Source organism: Chryseobacterium sp. VAUSW3, assembly GCF_002205795.1.
In the GTDB taxonomy this organism is placed as follows: domain Bacteria; phylum Bacteroidota; class Bacteroidia; order Flavobacteriales; family Weeksellaceae; genus Kaistella; species Kaistella yananensis.
Map to the genome: position 1 here is coordinate 803,276 of NZ_NIUY01000002.1, position 20,462 is coordinate 823,737.

Annotated in this window: 19 protein-coding genes and 1 tRNA gene; 8 read left to right on the forward strand and 12 right to left on the reverse strand. The window is 39.2% G+C overall.

Annotated elements, in window-relative coordinates; genetic code table 11:
* The first annotated feature begins 45 nt into the window (after positions 1-45).
* Positions 46-119 (forward strand) — tRNA-Pro (locus CDW55_RS08975).
* A 115-nt stretch (positions 120-234) separates the two neighbouring features.
* Here CDW55_RS08975 and CDW55_RS08980 read toward each other — a convergent pair.
* Positions 235-1,071, reverse strand: a complete 837-nt coding sequence (locus tag CDW55_RS08980) for a S1 RNA-binding domain-containing protein (protein ID WP_088469397.1) — start codon at positions 1,069-1,071, stop codon at positions 235-237.
* Positions 1,072-1,142: 71 nt separating this feature from the next.
* On the opposite strand from CDW55_RS08980, the gene CDW55_RS08985 reads away from it, so the two are divergent.
* Entirely contained in the window at positions 1,143-1,346 is a 204-nt protein-coding gene (locus tag CDW55_RS08985; protein WP_088469398.1) for a KTSC domain-containing protein, read from the forward strand.
* A 42-nt stretch (positions 1,347-1,388) separates the two neighbouring features.
* Positions 1,389-1,565 carry a hypothetical protein gene (locus CDW55_RS12530; RefSeq protein ID WP_228399629.1) on the forward strand — a complete coding sequence of 59 codons (177 nt, stop codon included), beginning with the start codon at positions 1,389-1,391 and terminating at the stop codon, positions 1,563-1,565.
* Positions 1,566-1,715: 150 nt separating this feature from the next.
* Here the strand turns inward: CDW55_RS12530 and lpdA are convergent, their stop codons facing one another.
* The 4 genes from lpdA to recQ all read right to left on the reverse strand — a co-directional run bounded on the left by lpdA (position 1,716) and on the right by recQ (position 9,278).
* Entirely contained in the window at positions 1,716-3,119 is a 1,404-nt protein-coding gene (gene lpdA / locus CDW55_RS08990; RefSeq protein ID WP_088469399.1) for a dihydrolipoyl dehydrogenase, read from the reverse strand.
* A gap of 144 nt (positions 3,120-3,263) precedes the next feature.
* Entirely contained in the window at positions 3,264-5,816 is a 2,553-nt protein-coding gene (locus CDW55_RS08995) for an adenosylcobalamin-dependent ribonucleoside-diphosphate reductase (protein ID WP_088469400.1), read from the reverse strand.
* 153 nt (positions 5,817-5,969) lie between these two features.
* Positions 5,970-7,055 (reverse strand): glycosyltransferase, encoded by a 1,086-nt coding sequence (locus CDW55_RS09000; protein WP_088469401.1) that lies wholly within the window; start codon positions 7,053-7,055, stop codon positions 5,970-5,972.
* An 18-nt stretch (positions 7,056-7,073) separates the two neighbouring features.
* A complete protein-coding gene (recQ, locus tag CDW55_RS09005) occupies positions 7,074-9,278 on the reverse strand; it encodes a DNA helicase RecQ (protein WP_088469402.1) in 2,205 nt (734 codons plus the stop codon).
* Positions 9,279-9,504: 226 nt separating this feature from the next.
* On the opposite strand from recQ, the gene CDW55_RS09010 reads away from it, so the two are divergent.
* Positions 9,505-10,464: an SIS domain-containing protein gene (locus CDW55_RS09010; RefSeq protein WP_088469403.1), complete on the forward strand. Its 960-nt coding sequence runs from the start codon at positions 9,505-9,507 to the stop codon at positions 10,462-10,464.
* 136 nt (positions 10,465-10,600) lie between these two features.
* Positions 10,601-11,413: a twin-arginine translocase subunit TatC gene (tatC, locus tag CDW55_RS09015; RefSeq protein ID WP_088469404.1), complete on the forward strand. Its 813-nt coding sequence runs from the start codon at positions 10,601-10,603 to the stop codon at positions 11,411-11,413.
* 131 nt (positions 11,414-11,544) lie between these two features.
* On the opposite strand, the gene CDW55_RS09020 is transcribed toward tatC, so the two are convergent.
* Complete coding sequence (locus CDW55_RS09020; protein WP_088469405.1) at positions 11,545-11,970, reverse strand: SRPBCC domain-containing protein; 426 nt, start codon at positions 11,968-11,970, stop codon at positions 11,545-11,547.
* A gap of 189 nt (positions 11,971-12,159) precedes the next feature.
* Here CDW55_RS09020 and CDW55_RS09025 point away from each other — a divergent pair, with 189 nt between their 5' ends.
* The 3 genes from CDW55_RS09025 (at position 12,160) to pcaF (ending at position 15,839) form a co-directional block, all read left to right on the forward strand.
* Complete coding sequence (locus CDW55_RS09025) at positions 12,160-13,251, forward strand: MBL fold metallo-hydrolase (protein WP_179285927.1); 1,092 nt, start codon at positions 12,160-12,162, stop codon at positions 13,249-13,251.
* A gap of 69 nt (positions 13,252-13,320) precedes the next feature.
* On the forward strand, positions 13,321-14,322 hold the full coding sequence (locus CDW55_RS09030) for an alpha/beta fold hydrolase (RefSeq protein ID WP_088469407.1): 1,002 nt from the start codon (positions 13,321-13,323) through the stop codon (positions 14,320-14,322).
* Positions 14,323-14,621: 299 nt separating this feature from the next.
* Positions 14,622-15,839, forward strand: a complete 1,218-nt coding sequence (gene pcaF / locus CDW55_RS09040; protein WP_088469409.1) for a 3-oxoadipyl-CoA thiolase — start codon at positions 14,622-14,624, stop codon at positions 15,837-15,839.
* A 241-nt stretch (positions 15,840-16,080) separates the two neighbouring features.
* On the opposite strand, the gene CDW55_RS09045 is transcribed toward pcaF, so the two are convergent.
* From CDW55_RS09045 to CDW55_RS09070, 6 genes are all read right to left on the reverse strand, one after another.
* Entirely contained in the window at positions 16,081-16,524 is a 444-nt protein-coding gene (locus CDW55_RS09045; protein ID WP_088469410.1) for a VOC family protein, read from the reverse strand.
* A gap of 24 nt (positions 16,525-16,548) precedes the next feature.
* A complete protein-coding gene (locus tag CDW55_RS09050) occupies positions 16,549-17,019 on the reverse strand; it encodes a hypothetical protein (protein WP_228399630.1) in 471 nt (156 codons plus the stop codon).
* 14 nt (positions 17,020-17,033) lie between these two features.
* Positions 17,034-17,489 carry a DUF1569 domain-containing protein gene (locus tag CDW55_RS09055; RefSeq protein WP_088469411.1) on the reverse strand — a complete coding sequence of 152 codons (456 nt, stop codon included), beginning with the start codon at positions 17,487-17,489 and terminating at the stop codon, positions 17,034-17,036.
* 108 nt (positions 17,490-17,597) lie between these two features.
* On the reverse strand, positions 17,598-18,158 hold the full coding sequence (locus CDW55_RS09060) for a Crp/Fnr family transcriptional regulator (RefSeq protein ID WP_179285928.1): 561 nt from the start codon (positions 18,156-18,158) through the stop codon (positions 17,598-17,600).
* Between the two features lie 83 nt (positions 18,159-18,241).
* Entirely contained in the window at positions 18,242-19,447 is a 1,206-nt protein-coding gene (locus CDW55_RS09065; RefSeq protein WP_088469413.1) for an ABC transporter permease, read from the reverse strand.
* Between the two features lie 23 nt (positions 19,448-19,470).
* Positions 19,471-20,430 carry an HlyD family secretion protein gene (locus CDW55_RS09070; protein WP_088469414.1) on the reverse strand — a complete coding sequence of 320 codons (960 nt, stop codon included), beginning with the start codon at positions 20,428-20,430 and terminating at the stop codon, positions 19,471-19,473.
* Positions 20,431-20,462 lie beyond the last annotated feature (32 nt).

Sequence of the window (20,462 nt, forward strand, 5' to 3'; positions counted from 1 at the left end):
TCATTTTGAAAATCACCTGCGATTCCTTATTTTTGCACCTGCGTGCGGGATGTAGCGCAGCCCGGTAGCGTACTTGCATGGGGTGCAAGGGGTCGCTGGTTCGAATCCAGTCATCCCGACAATAAAAAGAGCAATTCCAACATTGGATTCTGCTCTTTTTTTATATTTTGGCTAAAGCCGTCTTGGTTTTTAATAAATAAAGCGGGCTAAAGCCCGCTCCCATTCATTTTCCTATTATTCTCCTTCTTCCAAAAGGCGGATTTTATCTTCTAAAATTTCAATTTTTTTATCCCGGTACAATCCGCCGATGGCTTTCTTAAAATTCTTTTTACTCATCTGCAGTTCCTGCTTGATTTCTTCCGGCTCAGACTTATCGGAAAGATAGAGCAAACCGTAGTTATCCTTCAGTTTATCGAGAATAATCTGCTGGAATTCGTCGTTGTTTTCGTAGCCTTCCGGCTGAAGGGAAACATCGATTTTACCGTCTTCGCGGATGGATTTTATGTAACCGATTTCTTCAGAAAGCGGAAACAGTTTTTTGTAAACATCCGAAGCGTAAATCAATCCGATATACTTTTTATTCACGATCACATTCCAGCCCAGTTCGCCCTCGCCCATCAAAATCAGATTTACCTTATCGCCCTTTCGGAAAGGCAGATCTTCGTATTGCGGATTTCTCTTGAACCGTGTTGTACCGGTGATTAATCCTAAAAATTCATCAATATAAACATGCACCAGATATCTTTTGCCTTCGACAATTTTCTGTTTCTGCTGTTTGTAGGGAACGAACAAATCTTTGATGATTCCCCAATCCATGAAAGCGCCGCTGGGCAAGCTCTGTACGCAGGTCATTACGGCAAACTCTCCTACTTCGGCGTTTGGTTTTTCGGTGGTTGCCTTCAGTCTGTCATCATCCTGATAAACGAAAACCTCCATTTCATCGCCAATTTCAGCATCTTCGCTAGCGAAAATTTTAGGAAGAAATGCTCTTTCTCCGTTTTCATCTTCCAGGAATAAACCTGAATAATTTTTTTCTGCGATTTTTAGTAACTGAGTTTTGCCGAGATCCATAGGTTAGCGTGATAAATAATTGACTGCAAAGGTAAGAAAACTAAAGGAACGGATATTGATGAAATGGAATTATGCCCTCATCAGTCATCAGAAAATATTTTTATAAGCCGGAACTCCAGATCCTGACTATCGTTTATGTGACTGGAGCCGTATACAACTATCTCGACGTTCCGCAGGTAGTTTTTGATGACTTCCGGGCGGCATTTTCTAAGGGAACTTATCTCAACAAAAAGATAAAACCGTTCTTTAAGTACAAAAAAGTGAGTGATATTTAAACAAAATCATCTCCGCACAAAACGGAGCAGCAGGCATCAGAAATGATTCCGCAACGTACAGAAAAGGCTCCGCAACGTACAGAAATGGTTATGCAACCTACAGAAATGGCTCCGCAACGTACAGAAATGATAAAACAACATTGCGGAACGATTTCTGCGGATGATCATTCAAATATTACACACCATTTTACAAAATTTACTATTAAAATTATGTTTTAATTATTAAATTAATAAAGCAAACACTTGATTTTTTTTCTGATCAATGATTATCCGAAAAATTTACGAATCCCTCGTAATGGTAAGATTAATCACAAAAAAAAGAGAAGCCGAAACTTCTCTTTAAAATATCTACAATTTAGATTCTTCTCTTTACATATGAAGTGCAATTTTTCCGGTTGCATCCAAAGCTGCTTCTTTAATCGCTTCTGCAAAAGTTGGGTGTGCATGCGACATTCTTGCGATATCTTCGGCACTTGCACGGAATTCCATCGCGGTTACCGCAGCGGCAATCATATCAGCAGCTCTCGCACCAATCATGTGCACGCCTAAAACCTCATCAGTTTTTTCGTCTGCAATGATCTTGATGAAACCATCTAAATCACCGGAAGCACGGCTTCTTCCCAAAGCTCTCATGGGGAAATTTCCTACTTTTATGGCAACGCCTTCTGCTTTCAATTGCTCTTCTGTTTTACCCACTGCAGCAACTTCCGGCCAAGTATAAACAACACCTGGAATTAGATTGTAATTGATGTGTGGTTTTTGTCCCGCAAGCTGTTCCGCAACCAAAACTCCTTCTTCAGAAGCTTTGTGTGCCAACATAGCTCCGGCAACTACATCACCAATTGCGTAGATATTGGAAACATTGGTCTGAAGATGTTCGTTTGTTTTCACTCTTCCTCTTTCATCTAAATCTACACCTGCTTTTTCTATGGCAAGTCCGTCTGTGTAAGGCTTTCTCCCTACAGAAACCAATACATAGTCGCCTTCTACCACTACTTCTTCGCCTTTTTTGTCTTTGGCAGTAACTTTTACGATGTCGCCGTTTCTTTCGACAGCCTGAACCGCGGTAGAAAGCATGAATTTCATGCCCTGTTTTCTTAAAACTTTGTTGAGTTCTTTCGATAAAGCACCGTCCATTGTTGGGATGATTTTATCCATAAATTCAACAACGGTAACTTCAGAACCTAATCTTTTGTAAACAGAACCTAATTCCAAACCGATTACACCGCCACCGATTACGACAAGATGTTTCGGAATTTCTTTAAGTTCTAAAGCTTCGGTAGAAGTAATGACTCTTTCCTTATCTAAAGTAATGAAAGGCAGCGAACTTGGTTTGGAACCTGTCGCGATGATGATATATTTGGAGTCGATGATTTCAGATGAACCGTCGTTTTTGGTTACTTTTACCTGAGTTGAAGATTCAAAACTTCCCACACCCTCATAAACAGTGATTTTGTTTTTATCCATCAGGAAGGTGATTCCTTTGGTTGTTTGGTCTACCACTTCGTTTTTTCTGGCAATCATTCTTGCGAGATCCGCTTTGGGCTCGTCGATGATAATGCCGTGGTTGGCGAAATTATGTTTTGCGTTTTCGAAATGTTCAGAACTGTCGAGCAAAGCTTTTGAAGGGATACATCCAACATTCAGACATGTACCGCCCATGGTAGGATATTTCTCTATAATTGCAGTTTTCAAACCTAACTGTGCGCAACGGATTGCCGCAACATAACCACCAGGACCGGAACCGATAACGGTAACATCGAATTGACTCATTTTTATTTTTATTTGATTGATTAAAAATTAAAGGTGCACAAATTTACGGATTTTTTGTGCATTCGCGGCACGGAAATCCTGAAAATCGACTTCAGATTTAATGAGTTTTCACACGAAAAAATGTTAATCAAATTCATCGTTAAATTATCCACACTTCGAGCTTCCACAATTCTTACAAATCAGGCAGCCTTCCTGATACACCACCTGATCCGATCCGCAGTTCGAACATTTGCCCGAAGCTTCAGTTCCGTCGGCGATATAGCGTTTCAAGGCCCGTGCAACACCGGCTTTCCAGTTGTTGATGGATTCAGAATCGAGTTCGAGACGGTTAATCAGTTCTACCACATTTTCAATCGGCATTCCATGTCTTAAAGTCCCGGAAATAAGTTTTGCATAATTCCAGAATTCAGGATTGAATTTATGCGAAAGCCCTTCAATGGTTGTTTTGTAGCCGCGAAGATTAGTAAATTGGAAGTCGTAACGGGATTTACCGTCTGCATCGCGGTTTTTAATAATCAGTCCTTCGTTTACCCAGCGCGGAAGGGCAATACCTTCTTCATCATCGGCCAAACCGGTGAATATTTCGTAAGGTTTTTTGTCTATGAGACCAACAAAGGCAATCCATTTGTCTTTATTATTCTGGAAACGTACCACATCAGCTTCCAGCACTTGCGGTCTTTTTGTTGGAAAAGCAGGTTGCAGGATTTCAGTTTTTTCTTCTTTTTTCTCGTCATTCGAAATCAAAACTCCGGAACGGGAACCATCACGGTAAACGGTTACACCTTTGCAACCCACTTCCCAGGCTTTGATGTACAACTGATTCACCAGTTCTTCAGTAGCATCATTCGGAACATTAATCGTCACCGAAATCGAATGATCTACCCATTTCTGGATGGCGCCCTGCATTTCAACCTTACTCAGCCAGTCCACATCATTGGAAGTGGCTTTGTAATAAGGCGAAACTTCGATGATTTTATTAATTTCTTCCTGAGTGTATTTTTTATCGGTATCGATTCCGTTAATTTCCATCCACTGTCTGAAACGGTGGTGAAAAACAAGATATTCTTCCCAGGAATCTCCAACCTCATCTACAAAATCTACCCGTACATCTTTGTCATTGGGATTCACTTTTCTTCTTCGCTTGTAAACCGGAAGAAACACAGGCTCAATACCAGAGGTTGTTTGCGACATCAGCGAGGTACTTCCCGTTGGGGCAATAGTTAGCAAAGCTATATTTCTTCTACCATATTTTTTTAAATCTTCATACAGTGCGGGATCCGCTTCTTTGATTCTTAAAATAAAAGGATTTTTCTCTTCTCTTTTCGCATCGTAAATCGCGAAAGCACCTCTTTCCTTCGCCATTTCAACAGACGAGCGGTAAGCTGCAAGTGCTAAAGTTTTATGAACCAAAGTAGAAAATTCGTTACCTTCTTTGCTTCCGTACTGAATATTCAAAGCGGCCAACATATCGCCTTCGGCGGTAATTCCTACGCCGGTTCTGCGGCCTTCAATGGTTTTTTTGCGGATTTTGATCCAGAGATTTTTTTCAGTGGCTTTAATTTCATTGCTTTCAGGATCTGAGTCTATCTTATGAATAATCGCATCGATTTTTTCAATTTCAAGGTCGATGATATCATCCATCATTCTTTGGGCAAACCCTACATGTTCTTTGAAAAGCTCAAAATTGAATTTCGCCTTTTTGGTAAAAGGATTTTCAACGTAAGAGAATAAATTCACCGCCAAAAGTCTGCAGGAATCATACGGACACAGCGGAATTTCGCCACACGGATTGGTGGAAACCGTTTCATAACCTAAATCTGCATAACAGTCGGGCAACGATTCTCGGATAATGGTATCCCAGAAAAGTACCCCCGGTTCCGCGGATTTCCAGGCGTTATGAATGATTTTATTCCAAAGATCGGTCGCTTTAATCTCTTTGCTGACTTTAGGATTTTTGCTGTGAATCGGATATTTCTGAACGTAATCTTCCTTCCCTACCACGGCTTGCATAAATTCATCATCAATACGTACCGAAATATTGGCGCCGGTGATTTTTCCCTGCTCAAGTTTGGCATTTACGAAATCTTCAGAATCGGGGTGATTTACAGAAACAGAAAGCATGAGCGCTCCTCTTCTGCCATCCTGAGCCACTTCACGCGTGGAATTGGAATACCTTTCCATAAACGGCACCAAACCGGTTGAAGTAAGCGCAGAATTTTTCACGGGAGAACCTTTCGGGCGAATGTGTGACAAATCATGACCAACGCCGCCGCGCCTTTTCATCAGCTGCACCTGCTCTTCGTCAATTTTCATAATACTTCCGTAGGAATCACTGTCGGTACCGCTGCCGATTACGAAACAGTTGGAAAGTGAAGCGATTTGAAAGTTATTACCAATCCCCGTCATCGGGCTTCCCTGCGGAATGATATACTTAAATTTTTTAATAAGATCAAAAACTTCTTCGGCAGAAAGTGGATTTGGATACTTCGATTCGATTCTGGAGATTTCCGAAGCGATTCTGTAATGCATATCATCGGGAGTTTTCTCGTAAATATTGCCATCCGAATCTTTCAGTGCGTATTTACTCACCCAAACTTTAGCGGCGAGATCATCACCTTCGAAGTATTGTAACGTACTTTCATACGCATCTTTATAAGAATAAACCTTTTGTTTCTTAGTAATTTTTTCAGCCTCCATAAATATTATTATTTTCGAAATAAATTTACAGAAGATAATCTAAATAAAAAAAAGTTTACAAATTAAATCCTTTAAAATACTGACATTCAATATTAAAAATATTTACAAGAGGTAAAAAGTTTACAAATTATTAAAATTAACTTATGATTAAGATCATAAGTTATTTAAAATTTTTTCGTAATGGCTAAGAATTTTATCTTTTGAAAAACGAGAACGGATCGAATCACGAATTAACTCAGTTGGATGTTGTTCCTTTAAAATCTGGATCATCTTTTCGCCAAACGCTTCATGGTTTTCGATGGTGAATATTTCACCGTTAACTTGAGGCTGAATAATTTCGTTAATGCCACCCGGACAATTATTGGCGAGTGAATAAATTCCGCATGCTCCGGCTTCCAGTAGTACATTCGGAAATCCTTCATAACGTGATGAGAGTACAAATAAATCGGCGAATTTCAGGAACTGATAAGGATTTTTCTGCTGACCGTGAAAAATTACGTTTTCCAAGCCAAATTGCTCCTTTTTCTGATGCAGCAAAACCTTGTCTCTGCCATCTCCGAGAATATGCAGCAGAATTTTTTCGTTTTTTAAATGCCCGAATACTTTTAAAAGATGATCGAAACCTTTTCTGTAAGAGAGATTTCCAATCGCAACGACATTTTTAAAATCAGATTTAAAACTTTCCGGCCGTACCGAAAGTTCCAACTGTTTTTCAATAAAACCGAAATCGACAGGATTGTTGATTTTAATGATCTTATGAGGTTTTATTTTAAAATTATCGATAATATCATTCGCCATGTCGTCGCTCTGGCAAATAATCCGGTGATAATTGCTGTAAAATCTGTAGAAAAACCGAATTTCCTTACGCTTTACATGCTGGGAAACAACATTGGTTTCTCTGGCAATGAATTTCGTTTTCGGAAAAAGCGGAATAAATAATGAAAGATAGGCGTTGATTTCCCCAAAACCGCAGAACACGATATCTGGTTTTCTTTTCTTTATTTCGAGCAAAATCGGCTTTAAAGAATGTCGGATCCGTGGAGTTTTCAGGTCGATTACTTCTATATCATCTTTTAAGAGATCGAGATAGCCGCCTTCTTTTCTCAACAGCATTATTTTGGGCAAAAATAAGTTACGTGGAAGATGATTGGCGATGGTTGTAACAATTCGCTCCGCTCCGCCGGTTTCAAGGTCTGGAAGGATGAAAATAATCGATTTTTTTTTGTGAACAGCTGTCAAACCAGGATATTTTGACCGTTAATTTGCAACATCAGAGATGAATTTAATCCTCAACATCCGAACTTCTTCATCACTTAAATCATCGCCAAATTCGGCCAGAAGGACTTTCATGCTGTCACTGTCGGAACCGCGCATAAATTCCATGAAATCATCTACAATGTCTTCATCAAAATTCTCATCGATATAATAATCAATATTAAGCTTCGTTCCCTGATAAACAATACTTTCCATTTCTTTCAGCAAATCCTCCATGGAAAGGTTTTTAGCTTTTGCAATATCCTCGAGATCAATTTTTTTATCCGTACTCTGAATGATGAAAACTTTGTGACTGGATTTATTTGCCACCTGTTTGATGACCATGTCCTGGGTTCGCTCTATACCGTTTTCTTCAACGTATTTTTTAATGAACTCGGCAAATTCCTTTCCGTATTTTTTCGCTTTTCCTTCGCCAACTCCGTAGGTTTTTCCGATTTCTTCAATGGTGACCGGATACTGAACGGTCATATCTTCCAAACTTGGATCCATGAAAACCGTATAAGGCGGAATGCCATGTTTTTTGGCTACCGACTTGCGCAATTCTTTCAGCTGAACAAAAAGATTTTCGTCTAAACCACTGTTTTGCTGCACCTGTACCTGCTGCGAATCTGCTTTGGTTTGGGCAAGATCGTATTCGCGGTCTTCAGCGATGAGAAATGGAGTTTTATCTTTTCCGTCAATAACTTTTCTGCCTTTTTCTGTTACTTTCAGCACACCGTACGTTTCGATATCTTTCTGAAGATAATCCTGTACGGTGGCCTGGCGAATAATCGATTTCCAGAAATTTTCAGCTTCATTTTTTCCGAAACCGAAATACTTGCTCGTTTCAAGTTTATAAGATTTTGTAACCGAATTTTCTTTTCCGACAATAACCGAAATCAAATCTTTAGTCTTGAATTTCTCTTCGAGATCTTTTACCAGATTCAATACCTGATTTAGTTCTTTGGTCGCATCTTTCAGCGTAGGTGGATTTACAGAATTATCGCACATTTGTGCACCAGCGCCGTTTATCGGATCGAACTGTTCCCCGAAATAATAAAGAATATACTGGCGGCGGCTCATGGAAGTTTCGGCATAACCCACCACTTCATTCAGGAGCTGAAGGCCGATTTCGCGCTCAGAAACGGGTTTCTGTGCAAGAAATTTTTCAAGTTTCTCGATGTCTTTTGGATCATAAAATGCGAGACAGTAACCTTCTCCGCCATCTCTTCCGGCCCTTCCGGTTTCCTGATAATAGCTTTCGAGAGATTTTGGAATATCGTAATGAATCACAAACCTTACATCCGGCTTATCGATTCCCATTCCGAAAGCAATGGTAGCGACAATTACATCACATTCTTCCATCAGGAATTTATCCTGGTTTGCAACACGGGTTTTTTGGTCAAGACCTGCGTGATACGGCAGCGCATTGATTCCGTTCACCTGCAGAAGTTGCGCAAACTCTTCAACTTTCCGCCTGCTGAGACAGTAAACAATGCCCGATTTTCCTTTATGCTGATTGATGAATTTTACAATTTCTTTGTCGATATTAACTTTCGGGCGAACTTCGTAAAAGAGGTTCGGGCGGTTAAAGCTTTCTTTAAAAACCAACGCATTCGTCATTCCCAGCGTTTTCTGGATGTCATCCTGAACTTTTGGCGTTGCGGTTGCAGTTAAAGCAATCACCGGAACATCTGCAATTTTATCGATAATAAGCTTCAGGTTTCTGTATTCCGGGCGGAAATCGTGCCCCCATTCCGAAATACAGTGCGCTTCATCAATGGCTACAAAAGAGATTTTCACATCCCGCAGAAAATCCAGATACTCTTCCTTAATCAGTGATTCCGGGGCAACATATAGCAGCTTGGTGCGTCCGGCTTTGATATCATCGAAAACCTGTTTGGTCTGGGTTTTATTGAGAGAAGAGTTCAAAACATGGGCAACGCCCAGATCGGAAGAAAGCCCGTTAACAGCATCTACCTGGTTTTTCATCAGCGCAATTAATGGCGAAACCACAATGGCAGTTCCTTCGGAAATAAGCGCCGGCAACTGGTAACACAACGATTTTCCGCCCCCTGTAGGCATAAGTACAAAAATATCTTTCCCGTCGAGTAAATTTTTTATAATCGCTTCCTGCTGACCTTTAAATGTTGAGAAGCCGAAATATTTTTTGAGTTCTTTTGATAAATCGGCGTTTTTTGTTTTCATCTTTTATTATTCATTGTATCGCTAAAGAAAGAACTTTATTTTATTATTTGAAAATTCTTTATCTCTGGCAGTCTGTCTTAAATTCTTTACTAAATTTGCATTTTACCCAAAGTTAGAAAATAAAAATCAAAATTAAAAAATACACCTTTAATTTTGAGCATCAGAAAAATAAAATATTTCCATATATTAATAGGATTAAAAATTTCCCTTTTTCAAATCAGCACCGATGAATCATCCTGAAATTCTACAAATAGCGAAAAATGCAATTTCCATTGAAATTAAAGAACTTGAAAATCTGAAAAACCGCCTGGATGAAAACTTTCTTAAAGCGACAGAACTCATCAACTCGGCGGCGGGAAAACTCATTATTGTCGGGATCGGAAAATCTGCCCATGTAGGCAACAAAATCGTCGCAACGCTGAATTCTACCGGAACTCCATCACAGTTTCTTCATGCTTCTGAAGCGATTCACGGAGATTTGGGCGTTATTCAGAAAACTGATGTGGTGCTTTGCATTTCCAATTCGGGAAATTCGCCGGAAATTGTAAACCTACTTCCCTTTCTGAAAGACTATTCTTCCGCATTAATAGGAATGACGGGAAATATGAACTCGAAACTGGCAGAGTTTTCGGATGTTATTTTAAATTCTTCGGTAGAAAAAGAAGCCTGCCCGATAAAACTGGCGCCAACCAGTTCCACAACAGTACAAATGGCTTTGGGCGACGCTTTGGCAGTTTGCCTTATGGAACTGAACGGCTTTAAAGAAAATGATTTTGCAAAATTCCATCCGGGGGGCAGTTTAGGCAAAAACCTTACGGCAAAGGTAGAGCAGTTTCTTTCCTCTCAAAAGCCGCAGGTTTCTGAAAATGCCAATATCCGGGAGATTATTATTTCGGTAAGCGGTTCTTCGCACGGAATTACGGTAGTAACAGATAACGAAAAAATTACTGGAGTAATTACCGATGGCGATCTTCGCAGAATGCTGCTCAGCGAACAGGATCTTTCTAAAATTATCGCAAAAGATATCATGAGCGCTCATCCAAAAAGTATTGATAAAAATGCACTGGCCAAAGAAGCCATGCAGATTCTGAAAGACAAAAACATCGGCCAGCTCATTGTGACCGAACAGGGCAAATACCACGGAATTATTGACATCCACCGACTACTGGATGAAGGAATTAACTAAAATCCGGGAAAATTTGGTGCATCGCATCCACAGAAATGCTGAGATTTGAAGACGAAATAGTTTTCGCCCGGTTTCCCGTTTTACGCAATAATTCAGTAATTTCGCAATCTTGAATTTTAAATCTTGAATTTTTAAAATGAGTGAGGGAAAAGAAATGTCATTCTGGGGACACATCGGCGAATTGAGAGGACACCTGATCCGCTCCATCATTGCCATTATTATAGGCGCCATTGTAGTGGGACTGAATGTAAACTGGATCATGGACCATATTTTTTTCGGGCCTACACGCAACGATTTCTTTACCTTTAGAGTGGTAAATCATTTTTCCCGCGAACTTATCGGCCAAGACAGTATTACCCTGCCAGAACATTTCGCGGTGCAGCAGAAGAAACTTTTCCAGCAGTTTAATGTAATGATGTCGGTTTCTATTTTCGGTGGAATTGTTGCGGCTTTTCCTTATATCATATGGGAACTTTGGAGATTTATTTCGCCCGCACTACATCCAAACGAGCGCAAAAACTCAGTTTTCCTGATTAATTTTGTGTGGATTCTTTTTGTCGTAGGAATTCTATGCGGATATTTCCTCATCCTTCCGTTTGCGATTAATTTCGGGTTATTGTTTACGATTTCAGATTCAATCACTCAGCTATTTGATCTCAGTGACTATACTACCCTTTTTATGCAGGTTGTGCTTGGGATGGGGCTTGTGTTCCTCTTTCCGGTGATCGTTTATTTCCTGACTTCAATAGGGATTTTAACGCCACAGTTCATGCGAACTTACCGCCGACATGCGATTGTTTTAATTATGGTTGTTGCGGCAATTATTACTCCGGCTGATGTACTGAGTATGTTGATGGCAGCGTTCCCACTTCTTCTGCTGTATGAATTCAGTATTATGATGAGCGCTTACACCTACAAAAAAGTGGAGCAGCGTGCGAACCAGCAATGATAGACTTTAAAATCAAACGACACCAAAAAGCTTTTTTTTATTTTTCATTAAATTTAAATTAAACATCTGCAAACATTGTTTAAAAAAACAAAAACACGCCTCTCGGCGTGTTTCCCTCAATCAATATTAATCTATTTTTCTATAAATTCTTTCAAGCTCTGCCCTAAAATTTCGTTCCATCCGTTTTCGAAATTTTCTTTCTGGAAATCTTTACCCAAATGGTTAAAATTTTCAAGACCCTTGTGGGTGAGAGTTACTAAAGTACCTCCGTTGTCTTCTTCCAGCTCCCATCTCACAATAGTTTTCTCTTTCGAAAACTCCGGATAAGACCAGGTATGTTTAAATTTCTGATTCGGAATAACTTCCAGAATTTCACCATGATGATGGAACCTGTTTTCCCCTCCGGGTTCAAAAAAATTGAACTCATTATGAAGTCCCAGCTCGAAATCAGGGATATCAAAATACCATTCCTTCATCTGCGCTTTATCGGTCAAAGCGTTCCAAACCTTTTCTACAGGCGCGTTCACTCTTTGTTTAATGACTACATTTTCGTGCATAATTTTTAATTTTTTTGATTGTATTAAAGTTAACACTTATTTCAATGATAGATAAAATTATTCCCATGATTTTAAGCATTCCTTTAATTTTAATTTACATTTGCAGGCGTTTGTAAAATAAATTCCATACTGGTTACTCGACTTAACACCAGTGAAACCCGAATAAAAATGAAGATTCTAAAGAAACTTATGATTATAATTCTTATGCTGGCGGTTGCTGTAATGGTGACAGCTTATATTGTCTTAAGACAGGCAAAATTTGGTAAAGCTCCTTCCGGTGAACGACTGGAAAGAATTTTAAAATCTCCTCATTATAAAAATGGACGCTTCGACAACTTAAATGCTACTCCGCAATTGGCAGAAGATACCTCGATGCCGGAAGTAATGTTCCGCTTTCTTTTTGGAAAATTTCCCAATAAAATTCCGCAAAGACCTTTTAACTTTGAAAAGACAGATTTGAAATCTTTGGATCCCAACGAAAATGTATTCATCTGGATGGGGCACTCGTCCTATTTCCTACAAATTGACGGTAAAAAAATCCTCGTGGATCCCGTTTTCAGCGGTAATGCGTCGCCCTTCTCTTTTACAACAAAGGCTTTTAAGGGAACAGACCTTTATACCACAGATGACTTTTCGGAATTGGATTATTTGATTATCACTCACGATCATTGGGACCATCTGGATTACGAAACTGTTCTTAAGCTTTTTCCGAAAACCAAAAAGATTATTACCGGCCTTGGTACCGGTGAACACCTAGAGTATTGGGGATACAATCCGAAAAACATCGTTGAACTCGACTGGTTTGAAAGTTCAAATTTAGGTGAAGGATTTAAAGTTACTGCAGAACCGGCAAGGCATTTTTCCGGGCGTGGTTTAAAGCGTGATCAGGCGATTTGGGCAAGTTTTGTATTTGAAACACCAAACCAAAGAGTGTACATCGGTGGCGACAGCGGTTACGATAATCATTTTAAAAAGATTGGTGAGAAATACGGAAGTTTTGATTTGGCAATTCTTGAAAACGGACAATACAACAAAGATTGGCGGTACATCCACATGATGCCCGGAGACCACATCAAGGCGATGGAAGATCTCAATGCCAAAAGAATGATTCCGGTCCACAACTCGAAATTCGCTCTGGCAACACATCCATGGAAGGAACCACTTGAAAAAATAATGGAACTTAATACCGAAAATAAGAGAATCCTCATTCCGAAAATTGGCGAAAAAACAGATTATCTGAATGATGATGAAAACTATGAACAATGGTGGAAATCCTATTAACAGACTGATAAAAAAAGGGTCGTTCGCGACTCTTTTTAATTATGTATTTTTGTAAAAAACGTTTTCGAAATGAAATTAGCATCCATTTTTTCTTCCATTTTCTTGATTTTCAGTACATTTTTCAACGCACAAATTCAGCCAAAAATTGAGGCTTTGGATTCAGAACTATCTACAGTGCAATATCCTTTTCCGGTTGCTTTTAAAAAATTGAAAACACAAGGACAGGATTTGAAAATGGCTTTCATGGATGCCAAACCTGCGAAACCGAACGGTAAGACCATCGTTTTGCTTCATGGCAAAAATTTTAACGGATACTATTTCGAGCAAACTGCAAAAGTCCTTTTAAAAGAAGGTTTCAGGGTGATTATGCCGGATCAGATCGGTTTCGGAAAATCATCAAAACCTCAGCAGTATCAGTTCAGTTTTCAGCAATTGGCAGAGAATACTAAGGCTATTGTGGATGATTTAAAAATAGAAAAATTCATTCTTTTAGGACATTCGATGGGTGGAATGCTCGCCACGAAAATGGCCGTTATGTATCCCAACAGCATCGAAAAGCTGATTTTGGAAAACCCAATAGGTCTGGAAGATTACCGGAAATTTTCACCTTATCAAAACATCGATAAACTCTACGCTTCCGAACTGAAAAACACCTATCAGTCCTACAAAGAATATCAGTTAAAATTTTACTACGACGGAAAATGGAAACCTGAATATGACAAATGGCTGAATTTGCTCGCAGGGTGGACGATTCATCCGGATTTCGCGAAAACCGCTTGGAATGCAGCACTTACGACCGATATGGTATATACACAACCCGTAGTTTACGACTTTGAAAACATCATTGCTCCCACTCTACTTATCATAGGAACGCGCGACAGAACAGCAATTGGAAAGCCAAATGCACCGACAGAATTACAACCTTTGATGGGACTTTACCAAAATTTAGGTAAAGAAACCCAAAAGAAAATCAAAAATTCAAAATTGGTGGAACTTGAAAACGTGGGACATTCGCCCCATATCGAGGTTTTTGATCGGTTCATTGTTCCTTTGCTCGAATTTGTTCATTAAAATTCTAATATCTTTTGAAAGAAAATAATTTCCCTATTCCTAAATTTTCAGTTTTTAGCGATTGATCTTGATTGAAAAGTCCGAAGATGGTAATATTGAACCTATAGAATGCTTTGTTACTGTTTCAGCGGACGGACGCTTCATTGCGATATTGGTTACCATCATTTCTTTGTCCTTCATTAAGTTTTTCAAAAAGCAAATCTTAAAATGGTAATACTGAAATTCCACAAAAACAGGAGGACGTTTATCAAAAATAAATAAAAAGCGTATCTTTTTACCCATAAAAAAATGAACTTAAAATGAGTAAAGAAGCATACATTATAGATGGAACTCGCAGTGCAATCGGAAACTTTAAAGGTAGCCTCGCCGCCGTGAGAACTGACGATTTAATAGCTTCCGTCATCAAAAATCTTACCGCAAAAAATCCGGAATTGCCTTTGGACAGAATAGATGATGTGATCATAGGATGCGCCAACCAAGCCGGGGAAGACAACCGAAATATCGCAAGAATGGCTTTGCTTTTGGCCGGACTGCCGCAAAATGTCCCGGGAGAAACGGTAAACCGACTTTGCGCCTCGGGGATGAGTGCGGTGGCACAGGCAATGCGGGCGATAAAATCCGGTGAAGGCGATCTCTTCATCGCGGGAGGCGTGGAAGGAATGTCCAGAGGTCCGTTTGTGATTTCTAAGGCGGAGAGCGGGTTCGCGACCGATCAGAAAATGTACGATTCCAGCTTCGGATGGCGTTTTGTAAATCCGGAAATGGAAAAAACATACGGCGTAGAAGCGATGGGAAAAACCGCTGAAAACCTCGCTGAAATGTATAAAATCACGAGAAAGGAACAGGATGAATTTGCCTTGAATTCTCAAATGAAAGCCACAAAAGCACAGGAATCCGGGAGATTGGCGGAGGAAATTTCCGACATCCAAATTCCACAAAGAAAAGGCGACCCGATTCTGGTAAACAAAGATGAATTCATCAAACCGAACAGTAGCTTAGAAATTTTAGGGAAACTTAAACCTGCATTCGTGAAAGAAAATGGAACGGTAACGGCAGGAAATGCTTCCGGACTGAACGACGGAGCTGCTGCAATGATCATCGCTTCGGGGGATGCAGTGAAAAATTATGGTTTAAAACCCTTGGCGAAAATTGTTTGTTCTGCTGTAGTCGGTGTAGAACCGAGAATTATGGGAATTGGTCCGGTTGATGCAACAAAATTAGCTTTAAAAAGAGCGGGCTTAACATTGGATCAAATTGATATCATTGAACTTAATGAAGCCTTTGCCGCACAAAGTATAGCGTGCTTGAAAGAACTCGGAATTGCGAACGACGATACAAGAGTGAATGTAAACGGTGGCGCTATCGCATTGGGGCATCCACTGGGAATGAGTGGATCACGAATAACCTATTCCGCAGCGTTGGAACTGCATAAAACCGGCAAAAAATATGCATTGGCAACGATGTGTGTTGGCGTCGGACAAGGCTATGCGGTGATTTTGGAAAATGTAAATATTTAATGATTTGCGAATAATTAGAGGCCTAAAAATAAAAACCCTTTCAGTTGAAAAGGTTTTTATTTTTTTATAATCGCTGCTGATTTTTGAAATCTATGATAAACACCTGGAATGCTATTTTAGCCCCGATTGGAGCGATTGTTTGAGCTCTTTTCGGCGGCGGCTTCGCCGCCGCCGAAAAAGCGAGTGCGGAAAGCGGGACGGGTTTTCGGAAGAGCTACGAGTTTTCTTGCTCCGAAAAAAATTAGTGCTGTTGCTTTGCCGGGTCGTCGTAATTCACCATCCAATTGATGCCAAATTTGTCGGTCCACATCCCGAAATAAGCGCCCCAAAAGGTTTCAGCAAGAGGCATGGTGACTACTCCACCTTCGGAAAGTCCGCTGAAAAGCCGGTCGGCTTCTTCCCTGGAATCGGTGTTGATGGAGAGGGAAATGTTGTTGCCCGCATTGAATTGGGAAGCCCATTCGCCGGCGGTATCGCTGCCCATAAGCACGGTTTCCTGAGAAATAGGAAGCGTTACGTGCATGATTTTATTTTTGTCGGCTTCCGGAACGTCTTTACCATCCGCGGGCGGCATATCTCCGAAACGCCCCATATAAGGAAATTCTCCGCCGAATACGGATTTGTAAAAATTGAAAGCTTCTTCGCAGTTTCCATTGAAGGTTAAGTACGCATTTACCTGTGCCATTTGTTTAATTTTCGAAGTTAAAAATCAATTTTTCCAGTTGGTTTTATAAGTTAAAGTTCCATCGTAGCTTTTCCAGTTCCCTATGAATTCGATGAACTGGTTTTCGATTTTCTGGGTCTTTTTATTCCACATAAAAGTGTAAATAAATTTACCGGTGAAGATGCCAGAATGCTGTCCTTTCGGTTCTTCTGCCAATTCATATTCACCGAAAACGGTGCTGCGCTTTTTACCGTCCCGGTATTGGTTTATTTTAAGTTTACCTTCAAATTTTGAATTTGTATTTTCCACCACAGAATAGCCGGAAAGAAAATATTCCTGATCATTCTTTTTGTTCTGCTCGGAAATATTAACTTTCACTTTTATTTCCTGTTTCCCGTTGCCAATCACTCCTGTGTAAGGCTGCGATTTATTCATCCACACCTGTTCGATATTCGGCATTTGGGGAAATGCGAAACCCGACATAAAAAGAAATAAGAGAAGAAATTTTTTCATCATGTGTATTTTTAAGGTTAAACGCCAAACTGATCAAGGTGATGATTGAGGTGTTTCGCCAACATATTGTTCCATTCCTGAGCCGTAAGTTTACCGAAAGAATGCGACATTTTACCGTCGAAAGCTTCTTTACCAAGCTGCTGGGTTTTCTGTATGAAACCAATCAATCGTTTTTTTTCTTCATCAAAGTTTTTATTTCCCTTAATGATGAACATTGGACCGGTCGGTAGATTCTGTTTATACGGTAGCTCGTTCACGGTTTTTGCTTTCACGAAATTTTTCAGTAAAAATCCTGCGATGAACCCCGGTTTCGGATGTTTTTCGGGTTCGTAAATCGTTTCGTAGGCCACATTAAGGTGCGCCAAAACCTGATCAACGCTCATTTTGCCCCATTTTCTTTGGGTTTCTGGTGTTAAATTATTGATTCTGTTGATGTATTCTTGCGCAACTTTTGCATCAAATATATTTTGCATTGATTTTATTTTAAGAGGAATATAAAATTAAATGAAATTTCTAAAACCTCAGCCAAAACAGGATAAAAAAATATAATAAAATTGGGAAGATGTGAACATCGTTTAAATTTAAATATCACTTCTAATTCGGCTTAAAGTTTCTTGGGAAATACCCAAATATGAAGCAATCATTCCGAGTGGAGCTCTGAGAATAATATTAGGGTTTTCTTCTAAAAGTTGGATGTACTTTTCTTTTGCCGTCATAAATTGCAGCGACGAAATTCTGCGTGACATCTCGATCATTAAATTTCCTAAAATATATCTGCTGAAATTTGCCGCAGTAAGCGAAAGCGAACATAATTCTTCTAATTTTTTAAAATTACAAGTGGTAATGACCGATTTTTCTAATGTTTCAATGTTATTTCGAGTAGGTTGGTTTTTAAAAAGCGTATCAATATTGGCCGTAATCTTGCCTTCCGAATAAAAATTGGTGGTGATATCTTTTCCGTTTTCGTAGTAAAACATTCTCAGCAAACCATCATCTACAAAGAAAACAGTATGGTTGTATTGATTTTGCTTGCTCAATATTTCTCCTTTTTCAAAGACTTTTGTTTCACATTCTTCATTTAGAAAACGCTCTATTTCGGCATCTACCTTAATGTGCTTATTAAGTTCTTGAATTAGTTTCATGAAGACTGGATTTCCTACAAAAGTAAACAAAAAAAGGCGCCTCAGTAAACTGAAACGCCTTCTCCTAAACATTAAAAAAAAAACTATATTGATTTATCGAAATTTTCCTCTTCATAATCTTCGGGCAGATTATATTCTTTGAACAGCATTTTAATTTTGATTTTCAAAGCTATCCAACCTAAAAGAAAATAAACCCAACCGAGAATAAATAAGTGCCAGAAATATTTTTGAGTTAAATAATCGGAACCTTTTTCTACCACCATTATTTTCAGCGCTTCCAAATATGGAGTTAAAGGAATAATTTTGGTAAAGTAGGTAATGAAATCCGGCATGGCATAACTAGGCCATGTAAATCCACTGATGATGAACGCAGGCGAAGCAATTACCATTAAAATCTGAGTGGCCTTCAATGCATCTGGAACTAAAATACTTACCAAAACGCCTAAATTGGTTGCTGCTACTACAAAAATTGAAGTTACCAAAAAGAAATTCAGTACATTTTCGGGAGCTGGAATTTTAAAATACAAGCTGCACAAGTAAAAGAATAAAATGTGTAAATTGGATAAAATCCAAACAGGTAAACATTTAATCGCCATTACCAAAATTGCATATTTGTGTTTCCCTGCGAAATCTTTAATGAAAGAATCCCGCTTAAATTCTTCCGAAAACGTAACCGCCATTGCCAACAGAATCACTTGCTGTAAAACCACCGCCATCATTGCCGGCCACATAAAAATCAGGTAATTACTGGTGGTATTAAAAAGCGTTATATAATTCGCTTTAAAGGGCTCGATATTGGCTTTGGCTTGGTCGGCATTCATTCCTTTTTTTTGCAAAGCTTTCATTTCGGCACCTGCAGAAAAAGTTCCTAAGGTAAGCTGAATTGCTTTTGACGCGAAATTAGCCGTCAACACATTCGACGTATTGACATAGACGTTGATTTCGGGATATTTCTTTTGCAACATATTGGCTTCGAAACGCTCTGGAATAATCACTACTGCTCCTGCTTCTGTTTTGATGACCTCATCTTTCAATATCGCTGGTTCTTCTACATAATTCAGCACCTTCAGGGTATTATTATCTCCTAACATGTCTACAATTTGGTTAGACAAAGGAGTTTGGTCATGATTAATTACAATCACAGGAATATCCGTTACTTTTCCCTTTTCGTAAGTAAAACCCAAGAGCAGCGCGTAGAAGATGGGCGCCATAAAAAATACAGAAAGCATGGTTCTGTTCGTGAAGAACAAGTGAAACTCTCTTTTTAAAAGGTATCTTAACTGTTTCATTTTTATAAATTTTTAAGTCAAGACTATTTTAAAGTTACGCTGGAATTCACCAAAATATTATTCACTTTTGCTCGATCTGTAGGAATTACTTTAATTTCATACACTGCATCTTCAGGTTGATAATCTGGGAATGCCGTGGTAATATCTGCATATTTTGTCAATTGTTTGATGGAAACTACCTTCCCCGCAAACTCCTGATTACCGTAAATAGATTTCATATCGACGGTCATTCCCTTTTGGTATTTAGATATTTTACTTTCCGGAATGGTAAATCTAAAATAAGTAGTATTCGGAATATAACCGTTGAAAAGAGCATAACCGGCAGTTGCCAATTCACCTACATTTAGAGAGATGGTTTCAATTTCCATATCATTGGTTGCGATGATATATCTTTCAGAATAGGCAACATTAGCTTCCTGGAGAACTCCTCTCGCTTGATTTTCCTGGCCAATTGCCATTTCTATTTTTTCTAATCTTGTACCAACCTCTACATCGTGGAGTTCTGCATTCACAGCGTCGTATTGGGCTTTTGCACCTTGTAATTTTGCGAACGCCTCATCGTAATTTTGTGGAGAAAGCAAACTGTCTTTATACATATTTTGGGCTCTTCTAAAGGATTTTTGGGCGTACTGATATTGTTCTGCTAAACCCTTTTGTTTGGCTCGTAACTGACGAAGTTGGTCTGCAGTTGCACCATTTTTCGCCATTTGGGCTTGTGCGGCGGCAGCAGCAGTTGCTCCCCTTGCTTGAGCAATTTTCGCTGTAACTTCGGGAACGTCTAACATTGCGAGGGTATCTCCTGCTTTTACGGTTTGTCCTTCTTCTACATAAATTTTTAAAATTCTACCGGTAACTTTAGGTGCGAAAGAAACAATTTCCTTTTTGGTTTTACCTTCGGTTAACTTTTGCGGAGTTTCATTTTTACAAGCTCCCAGAGAAAGTAGGGTTACTAAAAATAAAGATATTGCAATATAGTTTTTCATCGGATTAATATATTTATTTGTTTAATGTTTAT